We start from the raw sequence: 12,738 nt of genomic DNA, 5'->3' as shown, positions 1-12,738 counted from the left end.
TACAAAGCACTATGAAGCGGAAGGCCCGATGACCATGACCTCCTCCCCGTCCCCCATCCCCTCCCCCTCCCTCGACGGCGAGCGCGCCGACCTCCTCGCCGAGCTGGCCGACGCACGATCCGCACTGATCCGTACGGCACAGGGGTTGGACGACGAGCAGATCGCCGAGCGGCCGACCGTCAGCGCGCTCTGCCTGGGCGGGCTGATCAAGCACGTCACCTCCACCGAGGAGGGCTGGCTGAACTTCGTGGTCGAGGGCCCCTCCGCGATGGCCTTCGACCTGCCCGAGGGCGTGACCTGGGAGGACTTCGCGGCCGGGACCGCCCACACCTACCCGCAGTGGGCCATCGACCGGCAGAACGACTTCCAGGTGCTGCCCGGTGAGACCCTGGCCGGCATCCTCGCCCGGTACGAGGAGGTCGCCGCCCGCACCGAGAAGGTCGTCGCCGGCCTGCCGGACCTGTCCGTCACGCACCCGCTGCCCGACGTGCCGTGGAACGAGCCCGGAGCCGTACGCAGCGCCCGCCGCGTGCTGATCCACGTCATCGCCGAGACCACCCAGCACGCCGGGCACGCGGACATCCTGCGCGAGGCGATCGACGGGCAGACCTCGACGTGACCCGTACGCCCGCCAGCCGTAAGTCCACCAGCCGTGGGCCCGTACTCGACGGCCGCGCGCTCAACCGGGCCACCCTGGCACGGCAGTTGCTGCTCGACCGGGCCGACGTACCGCCCCTCGACGCCGTCGCGCACCTCTGCGGGTTGCAGGCCCAGGAGCCGCAGGAGCCGTTCACCGGGCTCTGGTCGCGGCTGCGCGGCTTCCGACCAGGGGCGCTGGACGACCTGTTGACCGGGCGGCAGGTCGTACGCACCCACCTCATGCGCCGCACCGTGCACCTCGTCACGGCAGAGGATGTCCTCGGTTGGCGGGCCCGGCACAACGCCATGCTGCGGCAGCGCGTGCTCGGCGTCTACCGCCGCGAGCTCGCCGGGGTCGACCTCGACGAACTGGCGGCGGCGGGGCGGGAGGTGCTGGCCGACGGCGAGCCCCGCTCCATGGCCCAGCTCGCCCACGCGGTCGCCGACCGCTGGCCGGAGCCGGGGACGCGGCCGCTCGGCGAGATGCTCGTCGCCGGTGTCCTGGCGATGGTGCAGCTGCCGCCGCGCGGGGTCTGGCGGACGAAGGCGGGGGTGCGCAACGCGCTGGTGTCGTCCTGGCTGGGGCGCGAGATCGACCCGCTGCCCACGGACGACGGCTCGGACCCGGTGGGGCAGGAGCTGGTACGCCGCTACCTCGCCGCGTACGGGCCCGCCGCCACCGCCGACGTACGCGCCTGGTCCGGTCTCGCCGGGCTGCCGGGCGCGGTCGCCGCCCTGCGCGGGGAGCTGGTCACCTTCCGCGACGAGCGCGGCCGGGAGCTGCTGGACCTGCCCGACGCACCGCGCCCGGACCCCGGGACCCCGGCGCCCGTACGGTTCCTGCCGGCCTTCGACAACGCGATCCTCGGGTACGACGACCGCACCCGGATCATCGACGACGCCGACCGGGGCCTCTCGGTCGCCGGGGCCCGGGTCGTCCTGGTCGACGGCCGGGTCTCCGCGACCTGGGACGTGGAGGCGGACACGGGTGCCGTCGTGGTCACGCCGCTGCGGGCGCTCTCCCGGGCCGAGCGGGACGAAGTCGGTGAGGAGGGGCGGGAGTTGGCGGGATTCCTCTCCGACGGGGAGAGCCGGCGGGTACGGGTCGCCTCGTCGGCGTGAGGAGGCGCGAGTGAGGCCGTCCGGTCCTCAGTCGCGCCTCGCGGTCGCGGTCGCCTCGGCGGCCCCCGGGTGCGCCGGTTCGAGGAGCCGGCCGAGCAGGGCACGCAGTTCGTCCTCGCCACCGGGGCCGAGCAGCTCCGCTGTCTCCGCCGCCAGCAGGCCCACGGCATGCGCGACCCTCTTCAGCTGGGTGTGCCCGAGCTCGGTGAGCTCCAGGGCGTGCCGGCGCCGGTCGTGCGGGTCGCGCCCCCGGTGGACCATCCCGCCCGCGACGAGCTCGTCCACCAGCTGGGAGGTCGCGGGGCCGGAGATGGCCAGCTCCTGGGCGAGGCGCTGCTGCGGGCAGGGGCCGGAGGTGGCGAGGAGGGAGAGCGGCCCGTAGTGGCGGACCCGCAGGCCGGTCCCGGCCAGCTTCTCGTCGCCCAGCCTGCGCAGCCGGTGGTGGGCCTGCGCCACCAGGTGTCCGGTGCCCCGCACGAGGTCCTGGGCGCCCGGGGGGAGCAGCCGCGCGAGCAGGGTGTTGAGGCGGGGTACCTGCTCGGGGGTGAGGGCGGCGGTGAGCCGCGCGTCCCGCTCGGCGACCGCGCGGCGGCCGGCCTCCACGGCGGAGCGGCCCTCGTCGGTGAGGGAGAGGATGTACTGGCGGCGGTTGTCCGGATTACGGGTGCGGAGCACCTGGCCGCGCCCCTCCAGGCGGTCGACGACACCGACCATGAGGGTCCGGTTGATGCCGAGGCGTTCGGCCAGGTCCAGCTGGGAGGCCCAGTCGCCCCCCGTGAGGGCGTCGAGGACGAGGAAGTCCCGGGAGCCGTCCTCCGGGCCGTCCGAGCAGGCGGCGAACCGGGCGAACACCCGGCGCAGGAGATAGCCGACGAAGCCGGTGAGCGCTTCCGGCAGCGCGCCGGGGACCTCGGCCGTCTCCTCGGCCTGGGTCTGGGGCCCGGTCTCCACGTGAGGGCCCCGCGTCCAGCCGCCGGGTTCGACTCGCACGATCGTCATCTCCCCTTCGGAACCGGAAGGCCGATTCTACGGGGGGGGACAGGCCCGGTGGATCAGGCGGTCAGGGCCGCGAGCTCCGCGTCGGCACGCTCGGTGACCAGCGCGAGGACGCGGCCGGCGGCGGCCAGATCCTCCGCCGGAATCCCGCCCCAGACGCGGGCGGAGATGGGGGCGGTCTCCGCGGCGACGGCTGCGAAGAGCTCGCGCCCCGCCTCCGTGGGCCGAAGGTGCTCACCGTCGGCGACGAGCAGCTCCTTGGCCAGGAGCTCATCGAGTACGGCGCGGATACCGGCCGGATCCGCCTTGAGGGCCCCCTGGACCTGGGCGACGAGTTCGTCCGGCGTCTGCGGGGCGTCGGCGTTGATGGCGGCGCGCAGGGCGATCTGCTGTGCGAACGTGGCACCGTGCCGGGCCAGGACGTACTCCAGGACGCCGCGGGCGGCGTAGTGGGCCAGGCCGAGTTCGCGGGCGGTGGCCGCGGGTGCGGGCGCGGGCGCGGGCGCGGCGGTTGATGCGGCCTTGGTGGATCCGGTGGTGGTCATGGTTGTCTCCCTCTCCCAGCACACGTCCGGCCGTCTGCACGCGACCGGCTCCGGAGAAAGCTATCGTCAACTTGCTTAACCATCAAGAAGATAACCATCAACATTCCAAGCATGACCGTTTATTTGCGGATGATCCATCACGGATCGAACCGTTACGCTGGCTGCCATGACCGCCATGGCACCCGCCCGCACCGCACCCGACCTGTCCTTCCTCCTGGACCACACCAGCCACGTCCTGCGCACCCGGATGTCGGCCGCACTCGGCGAGATCGGGCTGACCGCCCGGATGCACTGCGTGCTGGTCCACGCCCTGGAGGAGGAGCGCACCCAGATCCAGCTCGCCGAGATCGGCGACATGGACAAGACCACGATGGTGGTGACGGTGGACGCCCTGGAGAGCGCCGGGCTCGCCGAGCGCCGCCCCTCCAGCCGGGACCGGCGGGCACGGATCATCTCGGTCACCGAGAAGGGCGCGGCGCTCGCCGGGCAGAGCCAGGAGATCGTCGACCGGGTCCACGAGGAGGCCCTGGGATCGCTGCCCGCGCGCGACCGCGAGGCGCTGCTCCGGGCGCTGACCTCCCTGGCCGGGGGGCACCTGGCCACGCCCGTGGAGAGCGCCGGGCCGGTCCGCCGGGCGCGCCAGTCCAAGAAGTAGCGGCAGGGAGGAGCCGGGACTACGGAGGAAAGAAGGACCGAAAGAAATAGTCCGCAACAAAACCATCTGCTACGGTCACTCCTGTCGCATCGACCGACAGGAGAAGGCCCATGCCCAGCACCGTGCCGCACACCCCCTCCAGCCCCGGAGCACTCCACCCCCCGTCGCCTCAACTCACCTCCCGGGCAAGGCTGTCGGCCCTCGGAGTGATCGCCACGAGCATGCTGATGATCGTGCTCGACGGCTCGATCGTGACCGTCGCGATGCCGGCGATCCAGGACGACCTCGGCTTCACCCCCGCCGGGCTCAGCTGGGTGGTCAACGCCTACCTGATCGCCTTCGGCAGCCTGCTCCTGCTCGCCGGGCGCCTCGGCGACCTGGTCGGCCGTAGGCCGGTGTTCCTGTCCGGGATCGGCCTGTTCACCGCGGCCTCACTGGTGGCCGGGGCGGCCGGCTCGCCCGCCGTGCTGATCGCCGCCCGGTTCGTGCAGGGCGTCGGCAGCGCGATGAGCGCCGCCGTGGCCCTCGGCATCCTGGTCACCCTGTTCACCGAGCCGGCCGAACGCGCCCGCGCCATCGCCGTGTTCTCCTTCACGGGCGCGGCCGGGGCCTCGATCGGCCAGGTCCTCGGCGGCGTCCTCACCGACGCCCTGAGCTGGCACTGGATCTTCTTCATCAACCTGCCGATCGGCCTCGCCGTCCTGCTGGTCGCCGTACGCGTGCTGCCCGCCGACCGGGGCCAGGGGCTCGCCGGAGCGGACGTGGCGGGCGCCCTGCTCGTCACCGCCGGTCTGATGCTCGGGATCTCCACCGTCGTCGGGGTGGAGACGTCACGCTGGGCCTCGGCGCGCACGCTGGGTCTCGGCGCGCTCGCGCTTGCCCTGCTGGCCGGGTTCGTCCTGCGCCAGGCCACCGCCCGGACCCCGCTGATGCCGCTGCGCATCCTGCGCTCGCGCAACGTGTCCGGGGCCAACGTGGTCCAGATGCTGATGGTGGCCGCGCTGTTCTCGTTCCAGGTCATCGTCGCCCTGCACCTGCAGAAGGTCCTCGGTTACGGGGCCGCCGCGACCGGTCTCGCGATGCTTCCGGCCGCCGTCGTCATCGGAGCCGTATCGCTCGGCCTCTCGGCCCGGCTCGTCGCCCGCTTCGGTGAGCGGGTCGTCCTGCTGACCGGGATCGGGCTGCTGATCGCGGCCCTCGGCCTCCTCGCCCGGGTGCCGGTGCGGCCGGAGTACGTGACCGACCTGCTGCCGGTGATGCTGCTGGCCTCCGGGTTCGGGCTCGCGCTCCCGGCGCTGACCTCGCTCGGTATGTCGGGCGCGGGCGAGGACGATGCCGGACTGGCGTCGGGGCTCTTCAACACCACCCAGCAGATCGGCATGGCGCTCGGCGTCGCCGTCCTATCCACCCTGGCCGCCGGACGGACGGAGGCACTCACCGCCGCCGGCCACCCCTCCGCCGAGGCGCTGACGGGCGGCTACCGGCTGGCGTTCACCGTCGGCGCGGCGCTCCTCGTCGCGGCCTTCGCCGTCGCGTTCCTGGTGCTGCGCCGGAAGCCGGCCGACGCGCAGGGCCCGGCCGACGCGCAGGGCCCGCCCAACACGCAGGGCCCGGCCGACACGCAGGGCCCGGCCGACGCGGTAGCCACGTAACCCGGCCACCCGGCTCACCCCGCGACGCGACGGCTACGGGGTACCTCGCCCCTCCGCCTCCAGCCCCCTCCGCAGCTGGACGAACGCCTCCTCGGCCGCCTGCACCGCGCCCGCGTACACCGCGTCCGCGCTCTCCCCCGCGTCGATCCGGCGCCAGTTCTCCTCGGCCAGGATGCGCAGGACAGCGACCACCTGCCCGGCCGCGAGCCGCGCGGTCACCCCGCCGCCGAGGGCGCGGGCGAGGGCGGCCTCGGAGCGGCCCTGGTAGGCGTAGAGACGGGCCACCAGCGCCGGGGTCCCATACAACAGGCGGTGGAACGCCAGCACTTGGGGCGCGTCACAGAGGCCGGTCACCGGGTCGCGGCGGTCGAGTCCGGCCAGGAAGTGGCGGCGCAGCGCGTCCAGCGGGCTCTCGCCGGGTTCCCGGCCGCCGACCACCCGGGCCGCCTCGTCCTCGTGGTCGGCGAACCGGTGCAGCGCGAGGTCCTCCTTGGCGGGGAAGTACCGGAACAGCGTCGGCTTGGAGATGTCCGCCGCGGCCGCCACCTCCGCCACGGAGACCTTGTCGAAGCCGCGCTCCAGGAACATCGCGATCGCGGCGTCGGAGATCGCCCGGTACGTCAGCTGCTTCTTCCGCTCCCGCAGGCTGACCCGGGGCGGAGCCGCCGGTTCCCCCTGCCCCGACTCCTGCCCCCGCACCCCTTCTCCCACCGCCCCGGCGACGCTTCCGCTTCCGTTCCCGCCGCCGGCCTTCTCTCCGCTCATGACCATGAAGCGTACGCCCTTGACCTCGGCCGGACTTGATGCCGTGAGCACGACAGCACGACCCCGTCAGCCCTCTGCGGCCGTGCTCCGGATCAGCGCCTCGACCCCGTCCAGCAGGGTCGCCAGACCGAAGGTGAACTCGTAGTCGGGGTCGTCCGGTTCACTCATCACGCCGGAGTCCAGCAGGCGGTGGATCGCGGGGTGGCGCACCGGGTCGACCAGCCGCCGCAGGGTGCGCTCATGGCCCGCGACCACCTCCTCGGGGGAGACGCCGCGCGCGGTGACGGCGGCGGCGAGGTCGCTCATCAACAGCGCCTCGCTCCGTACGAAGTTGGAGATCAGCAGGATCACCGAGATCTTGTCGCCCTCGCTGAGCCCGCTGCCCTCCAGTGCCTGGAGCCCCTGCTCCCACCAGGCGAGCGAGTTCGGGGTGGCGGGCGGGCCGCCGATCGGGATGCGGAGCACCCAGAGGTTGGCGAGGAACTGCTCGCGCTGCCCGGCCGCCCACTCGGTGAGCGCCTCGCGCCAGCCCGCCCCGGCCGCCAGGGCGGCGAGCGGGTCCGGCGGTCCGATGGCCGCCTCCTGCATCAGGACGTAGAGCTCGTCCTTGGCGGAGACGTACCGGTAGAGCGACATCGTGGAGGCGCCGACCTCCTTGGCGACCCGGCCCATCGACACGGCGGCGATCCCCTCGGACGCGGCCACGGCCACCGCCGCCGCGACGATCCGCTCCAGGCTCAGGCCGGGTTTCGGGCCCTTGACCGGGCGCTCCCGCAGCCCCCAGGCGGCCTCGATGGAGGGCGGGAGGTCGCCTGCGCCCGCACTGTCCTTCTCGGCCATCGCATCCCCTTGCCCGCGTTCCGCGCCCCCGTGCGCCTTGACCCCATCCTAGGTATGCGTAATGCTCACGCAATAACGCGTATGCCATACGCAGAAGGGGGCCGCACAGCCATGCCCAGTCCGAGCACGCAGGAGAAACCTCCGTACGCCATCGAGGCGCACGGCCTCACCAAGTCCTACGGAAACCACGGGAAGCCCGCCGTACGCGTCCTGGACCACCTCGACCTCCGCGTCGCCCACGGCAGCGTCTTCGCCCTGCTCGGCCCCAACGGAGCGGGCAAGACCACCGCCGTCCGCATCCTCGCCACGCTCACCACCGCCGACTCGGGCACCGCCCGCGTCGCCGGGTACGACGTGGTCGCCGACCGGAGCGCGGTGCGCCGGGCGATCAGCCTCACCGGCCAGTTCGCCGCCGTCGACGAGACCCAGACCGGCGAGGAGAACCTGCGGATGATGGCCCGGCTCACCGGGCTCTCCCGCCCCGCCGCCCGCCGCCGGGCCGAGGAGCTGCTGGAGCGCTTCCGGCTCACCGACGCCGCCCGGCGGCCCGCCCGTACGTACTCCGGGGGCATGCGCCGCCGCCTGGACCTGGCCGCCGGGCTCACCGGCTCACCGGAGCCCGGCGTCTTCTTCCTGGACGAGCCGACGACCGGCCTCGACCCGCGCAGCCGCCAGGAGCTGTGGGAGGTGGTCCGGGGGCTGGCCGAGCGCGGGGCGAGCGTCCTGCTCACCACGCAGTACCTGGAGGAGGCCGACCGCCTCGCCGACCGGATCGCCCTGCTGGACAAGGGGAGCATCGCCGCCGAGGGCAGCGCCGCCGACCTCAAGGGCCGGGTCGCCGGACACCGCCTCGACCTGGTCCTCACCAGCCGCGACGCCTACCTCCGGCTCACCGGGCGGGCCGTCCACCACTCCCCCGAGACGTTGACCGTCGGCCTGCCCACGGACGGCAGCGCCGCCCACGTACGGGCCCTGCTCGACGAGATCGACCCGGCGGGCACCGAGATCGACCGCTTCACCCTGCACAGCGCGACCCTCGACGACGTCTTCCTGGCCCTCACCTCGGAGGTACCCGCCCATGCCTGAGACCGCCGCCCCCCTGGTCCCCCTGGGGAGAGCACCGGGGCCCCTCACCCACGCGAGCGTCATGGCGGGCCGGAGCCTGCGCGTCAGCCTCCGCAACTCCGACGCCCTGATCATGTCGCTGGCCCTGCCGATCATGCTGATGCTGATCTTCGTCTACTTCTTCGGCGGCGCGATCGAGACCGGGGCGGGCTACGACTCGTACGTCATGTACGTCGTCCCGGGCGTCCTGCTCCTGTGCGCCGGGTTCGGCGCCGCGACCACCGCCACCGCCGTCAGCGAGGACATGAAGGGCGGCATCATCGACCGCTTCCGCTCTCTGGACGTCGGCGGTACGCCGGTGCTCGCCGGCCATGTGGCGGCGAGCACCGTCCGCAACCTCTTCGCCACCGTCCTGGTCTTCGGCGTCGCCGTGCTGATCGGCTTCCGCCCCGCGGCCTCCTGGAGCGGCTGGCTCCTGGTCGCCACCGTGCTGATCGCCTACATCGTGGCGCTGTCCTGGATCTCGGCGGCGATCGGACTGCTGGCCCGCTCCCCGGAGGCGGCGAGCGGGTTCACGTTCTTCATGTCGTTCCTGCCCTACCCGAGCAGCGCGTTCGCCCCGATCGAGAAGATGCCCGACTGGCTGCACGGCTTCGCCGAGAACCAGCCGATCACCCCGGCCATCGAGTCCCTGCGGGGGCTGCTGCTGGGCGAGCCGGTGGGCAACGCGCCCTGGATCGCGCTCGCCTGGGCCGGGGGGATGCTGGCGGTGGCGATCGCCGCGTCAGGAGTGCTGTTCCGGATCAGGACGCGCTGACCACCGCCGTAAAAGGGCCGGGCAGGGAAAGCCCGGGCTCAGAAGATGTCCGGGCACCAAGGGCGCCGCCCCGTACGGAAGACGGCGTCCGCCGTGCCCGACGCCCCGGTCCGCAGCTCCTCGGCCCGCCCCAGGTCCGCCAGCCGCCGCGCCGACTCGTCGCCCAGATACAGCGCCGCCAACTCCCCGGCCCCCAGGGCCAGATCGGCGCTCCGGGTGGTCGGGGTGCAACGCGCCCCGTCGGGTGAGACGTCCAGCAGGAAGCGCCCCTGCGCCACGCCCCCGCCGTCCCGGACGTCCAGCACGAGCGACGCCTCACGCTCGTACGTACGGGCCTCCAGCGCGCGCTCCACGTCCAGCAGCCGCAGCCAGAGCCAGTCCGCGTGCGAGACCGTCCGGGCCGCCCGGGGGTCCGGGAGCAGCAGGGGGAGCAGGTCGTCGGGGGCCCGGTAGCCCGAGCGGACGGTGGTGACCCAGTCGACCGAGCAGAGGAAGAGCCACAGCGCCCGCTCGGCCGCCGGGTTCAGCGCGATCAGGTCCCGTACGGTCGCGGTGTTCAGGGGCTGCTTGGCGTCGCCCCACTTGTCGTCGGTGCCGTAGACCATCAGGCCGTCGACCTCGCCGGACGCGTCGCGGTGGATGACGTAGAACGGCTCGGTCCACTTCTCGTGGGCCGGGAGGGCGACCGCGCCCGTGTGCCGCTTCCACCAGCGCTCGCTGCGGCTGACGACACCGGGCCGGAGTTCCGCCAGCCGGGTGTGCAGCTCGGGGCCGTACTTGCGGACGTCGGCGCCGTCCACCATCTCGATCCGGCCGCCGTCCGCCGGCTGCCCCGAGCGGCGCGGGTCGAGGCCGGCGCGGTGGACGGAGACCTCCCACTCGGTGGTCCAGGTGGCCGGGCCGAAGCCGAACCGCCCGTAGATCGGGTACTCGGCGGCGATCAGCGTGGCGACCACCTCGCCGCGCTCCCGGGCCGCCGCCAGGTCGGTCGCCATCATCCGGCTGAGCAGCCCGCGCCGGCGGTGCGTCGGCGCCACCGTCACCCCGCTGATCGCGTCGGCCGGGACGGTGGCGCCGCCCACCACGGTGAGCCGCTGGGCGAACGAGCGGAACGTCGCCACGCACCGCCCGGCCTCGAACGCGCCCTGGAGACGGGAGAGATCGGTGTCCGCCAGCCGCTCCGCAACATCGTCCTCGCTCGGTGAACCGGCCGTCAGGAAACCGTTCTGCACCGCCCGCAGCCAGTCGGGGTAGTCGGACGCGGTGACGGTACGGACATCGAGGCTCATCCCCCCACGCTAGGCAGGCGTGCCTCAGAATGTCGCGCGAATTTCCCCGACCTCCGCCGCCCCGCCGAGCAGCGGCGAACGCCCGATCCGGGCGACCACCGGGGCGTCCACGCCGAGCAGTTCCAGGGCGCGGGCCAGCACCGGGCCGAGCGCCCGGGTGGCCCCGTCGTCGATCTTGAAGGCGAGGGCCCGCCCGTCGGCCAGCGCGACCGCCTGCACGGCCTCGGCGCCCATCTTGGAGAGCGTCCCCGGGACCTCGCTCATCAGCCAGGTGTCGGGGCGCCGGGTGCCCGCGACGTACTCCGGGTGGGCGCGCATGGCGTCCGCGACCCGGCGCTCGGCGCTGCCCGGCTCCGCCAGCACGAACGACCGGAAGGCGCGGGCCAGACCGGTCAGCCCGATCGCCATCAGCGGGGCCCCGCAGCCGTCGGTGCCGAGCGAGGCGACCGGCTCGCCCGCCGCCTCGGCCACGACCTGGCCGACGAGGAGCTGGAGCGGGTGGGCGGGGTCGAGGTAGCTCGCGGTGTCCCAGCCGTTGCGGACGCAGGCGGCGAGCATGGCGGCGTGCTTGCCGGAGCAGTTCATGGTGATCCGCTCGCGTACGTTCCCGGCGGCGAGGTAGGCCTCGGCGGCGACCGGGTCCAGCGGCAGGTCGGGCGGGGTCTGGAGGTCGTCGGCGCTCAGCCCGTGCTCGGCGAGCATCTTCGCCACGAGCTCCAGGTGGAACGGCTCCCCCGAGTGGCTCGCGGCCGCCAGCGCCAGCCGCTCCCCCGACAGCTCCAGGCCCGCCCGGAGGATCGCGGCGGCCTGCATCGGCTTGTTGGAGGACCGGGGGAAGACCGGGGCGGCCGGGTCGCCGAGCGCGTACTCCACGCTCCCGTCGGCGGCGAGCAGGACCAGCGAACCGCGGTGGTGGCCCTCGGTGAACCCGGACCGCACGACCTCGGCCAGCACGGGCGGGGCGGGGGCTATCGCGGCAGGGGCGTCGGTGGACGTCATGGTGGCCTTCCGGAGACGGTCGGGACGGGTCGGTACGGTCGGTACAGACAGTGTGCGGAGACCCGGCGCCCGGAAAAACCCGGAGAGATCGGAAGGATCGGCCGGACGGGCGGGGTGCGGGACCCGCCGTCCGGAAGGGTCGCTTCAGGCGAGCAGGTCGTCCACTTGGGCTTCCCCGTCACGGTACCTGCGGGCGATCTCCGCGCTGCAATCGTCGGTCGTGCGCTGGAGCTCGTGACGGCGCCGGGAGACCTGCCGCTCGTAGCGGACCAGGCGGCCCATCGCGTCGTGCAGCTCCTCGTCCGTCCGGGCGGCCAGGTCCGAGAGCTCGACCTCCGCCAGGTTCTCGGCGGCGAGCCGCCGGAACTCGTCCCCGCGCGGCGTCGTCAGCGTGACGTGCCGGGCGGAGGTGCGGTGCCGGGACGGGGCGTCGGCCAGGATCTCCGAGAGCCGGTCCACCACCGGGGCCTCGGGCACCGGCGCCTGCGGGTCCCGCCTGCGGGCCAGCTCGGCGCGGAGGATGTCGATCCGGCCCTGGACCAGCCGGCGTACGTAACTGAGATCGGCCTCGTCCCGCTGCGCGTCCCGGCGCAGCGTCCGCAGCTCCGGCAGCCGCAGCCCGCCGACCCCGACTCCGGCCCCGGCCTCGCCGCCGCCCTGCTCCGGCACGGACGCGAGCCCGGGCAGCAGAGGCCGTACGGATGGGTGCAGGGTGCTGGTCCTCGTACGGGCGCCCGGTACGGGCCCGGGAGATTGTCCGGCTCCATAGGTACTCATGCTGTTCCGTCCCCTCGACCGGTGCGTCGGCACACCGACATCGTGCATCGTGCCACCCTGCAAGGTGCCCCCGCCCACACTCTGTACCCGTTCAGCCCAAGATAGGTTGGTCTGTATGCGTGCAGTGGTACAGCGAGTGGACGGCGCGAGCGTCTCGGTGGCCGGGACGGGCGACGATCCGTCGGCGGCCGGGGTGGTCGGCGAGATCATCGGCGAAGGCCTGTGTGTACTGGTCGGAGTCACCCATGGGGACACCCCGGAGAAGGCGGCCCAGCTGGCCCGCAAGCTCTGGTCCGTCCGCATTCTGGAGGGCGAGAAGTCCTGTTCGGATGTGAATGCCCCCCTCCTGGTGATTTCGCAGTTCACTCTCTACGGGGACGCCCGCAAGGGCCGCCGCCCCACCTGGAACGCCGCGGCACCCGGCGAGGTCGCCGAGCCGCTGGTGGACGAGGTGGTGGCGCAGCTGCGAGCGCTGGGCGCGGAGGTGGCGACGGGCCGGTTCGGAGCGGACATGCGGGTCTCGCTCACGAACCACGGCCCGTTCACGGTGATCATCGAGGTGTGAAACCTCAGGGGC

The 12,738-nt window shown here is 73.6% G+C and carries 14 protein-coding genes; 7 read left to right on the top strand and 7 right to left on the bottom strand.

The features are described 5' to 3' along the window. Positions 1-28 precede the first annotated feature (28 nt). Complete coding sequence (locus IF17_RS0116785; RefSeq protein ID WP_030566705.1) at positions 29-619, top strand: DinB family protein; 591 nt, start codon at positions 29-31, stop codon at positions 617-619. Further along, positions 616-1,761, top strand: coding sequence for a winged helix DNA-binding domain-containing protein (locus IF17_RS0116780; RefSeq protein ID WP_030566703.1), 1,146 nt, complete (start codon positions 616-618; stop codon positions 1,759-1,761). Before IF17_RS0116785 ends, IF17_RS0116780 begins: the two co-directional genes overlap by 4 nt. A 27-nt stretch (positions 1,762-1,788) precedes the next feature. Here the strand turns inward: IF17_RS0116780 and IF17_RS0116775 are convergent, their stop codons facing one another. Together IF17_RS0116775 and IF17_RS0116770 are read right to left on the bottom strand one after the other, a co-directional pair. Continuing rightward, complete coding sequence (locus tag IF17_RS0116775) at positions 1,789-2,760, bottom strand: MarR family winged helix-turn-helix transcriptional regulator (RefSeq protein ID WP_030566701.1); 972 nt, start codon at positions 2,758-2,760, stop codon at positions 1,789-1,791. A gap of 53 nt (positions 2,761-2,813) precedes the next feature. Next, a complete protein-coding gene (locus tag IF17_RS0116770) occupies positions 2,814-3,302 on the bottom strand; it encodes a hypothetical protein (RefSeq protein WP_030566699.1) in 489 nt (162 codons plus the stop codon). Between the two features lie 166 nt (positions 3,303-3,468). Here IF17_RS0116770 and IF17_RS0116765 point away from each other — a divergent pair, with 166 nt between their 5' ends. Together IF17_RS0116765 and IF17_RS0116760 are read left to right on the top strand one after the other, a co-directional pair. Next, positions 3,469-3,957, top strand: a complete 489-nt coding sequence (locus tag IF17_RS0116765) for a MarR family winged helix-turn-helix transcriptional regulator (RefSeq protein WP_030566698.1) — start codon at positions 3,469-3,471, stop codon at positions 3,955-3,957. A gap of 110 nt (positions 3,958-4,067) precedes the next feature. Further along, positions 4,068-5,609, top strand: coding sequence for an MFS transporter (locus tag IF17_RS0116760; protein WP_244890503.1), 1,542 nt, complete (start codon positions 4,068-4,070; stop codon positions 5,607-5,609). A gap of 33 nt (positions 5,610-5,642) precedes the next feature. Here the strand turns inward: IF17_RS0116760 and IF17_RS0116755 are convergent, their stop codons facing one another. Both IF17_RS0116755 and IF17_RS0116750 read right to left on the bottom strand, forming a co-directional pair. Continuing rightward, positions 5,643-6,380 carry a TetR/AcrR family transcriptional regulator gene (locus tag IF17_RS0116755; protein ID WP_076965936.1) on the bottom strand — a complete coding sequence of 246 codons (738 nt, stop codon included), beginning with the start codon at positions 6,378-6,380 and terminating at the stop codon, positions 5,643-5,645. A gap of 60 nt (positions 6,381-6,440) precedes the next feature. Then, the gene (locus IF17_RS0116750) at positions 6,441-7,214 is read right to left on the bottom strand and encodes a TetR/AcrR family transcriptional regulator (protein WP_030566695.1); all 774 of its coding nucleotides are present in this window, start codon (positions 7,212-7,214) and stop codon (positions 6,441-6,443) included. A gap of 111 nt (positions 7,215-7,325) precedes the next feature. Between IF17_RS0116750 and IF17_RS0116745 the strand changes: the two genes are divergently transcribed. Both IF17_RS0116745 and IF17_RS0116740 read left to right on the top strand, forming a co-directional pair. After that, complete coding sequence (locus IF17_RS0116745) at positions 7,326-8,300, top strand: ATP-binding cassette domain-containing protein (protein WP_030566694.1); 975 nt, start codon at positions 7,326-7,328, stop codon at positions 8,298-8,300. Further along, on the top strand, positions 8,293-9,096 hold the full coding sequence (locus IF17_RS0116740) for an ABC transporter permease (RefSeq protein WP_030566693.1): 804 nt from the start codon (positions 8,293-8,295) through the stop codon (positions 9,094-9,096). The genes IF17_RS0116745 and IF17_RS0116740 overlap by 8 nt, the downstream gene beginning before the upstream one ends. A gap of 38 nt (positions 9,097-9,134) precedes the next feature. On the opposite strand, the gene IF17_RS0116735 is transcribed toward IF17_RS0116740, so the two are convergent. From IF17_RS0116735 to IF17_RS0116725, 3 genes are all read right to left on the bottom strand, one after another. After that, positions 9,135-10,385, bottom strand: a complete 1,251-nt coding sequence (locus IF17_RS0116735; protein WP_030566690.1) for a GNAT family N-acetyltransferase — start codon at positions 10,383-10,385, stop codon at positions 9,135-9,137. 24 nt (positions 10,386-10,409) lie between these two features. Next, on the bottom strand, positions 10,410-11,384 hold the full coding sequence (locus IF17_RS0116730; RefSeq protein WP_030566687.1) for an asparaginase: 975 nt from the start codon (positions 11,382-11,384) through the stop codon (positions 10,410-10,412). A gap of 144 nt (positions 11,385-11,528) precedes the next feature. Beyond that, positions 11,529-12,053: an RsiG family protein gene (locus IF17_RS0116725; protein WP_032772074.1), complete on the bottom strand. Its 525-nt coding sequence runs from the start codon at positions 12,051-12,053 to the stop codon at positions 11,529-11,531. 223 nt (positions 12,054-12,276) lie between these two features. Between IF17_RS0116725 and dtd the strand changes: the two genes are divergently transcribed. Further along, positions 12,277-12,726, top strand: coding sequence for a D-aminoacyl-tRNA deacylase (gene dtd / locus IF17_RS0116720; protein ID WP_026241305.1), 450 nt, complete (start codon positions 12,277-12,279; stop codon positions 12,724-12,726). Positions 12,727-12,738 lie beyond the last annotated feature (12 nt).

Origin of the sequence: Streptomyces cyaneofuscatus, assembly GCF_000718135.1 — a bacterium.
Lineage (GTDB): Bacteria > Actinomycetota > Actinomycetes > Streptomycetales > Streptomycetaceae > Streptomyces > Streptomyces cyaneofuscatus.
Note: the sequence above shows the minus strand (reverse complement) of the source record. Positions and strands in the feature narration are given on the sequence as shown.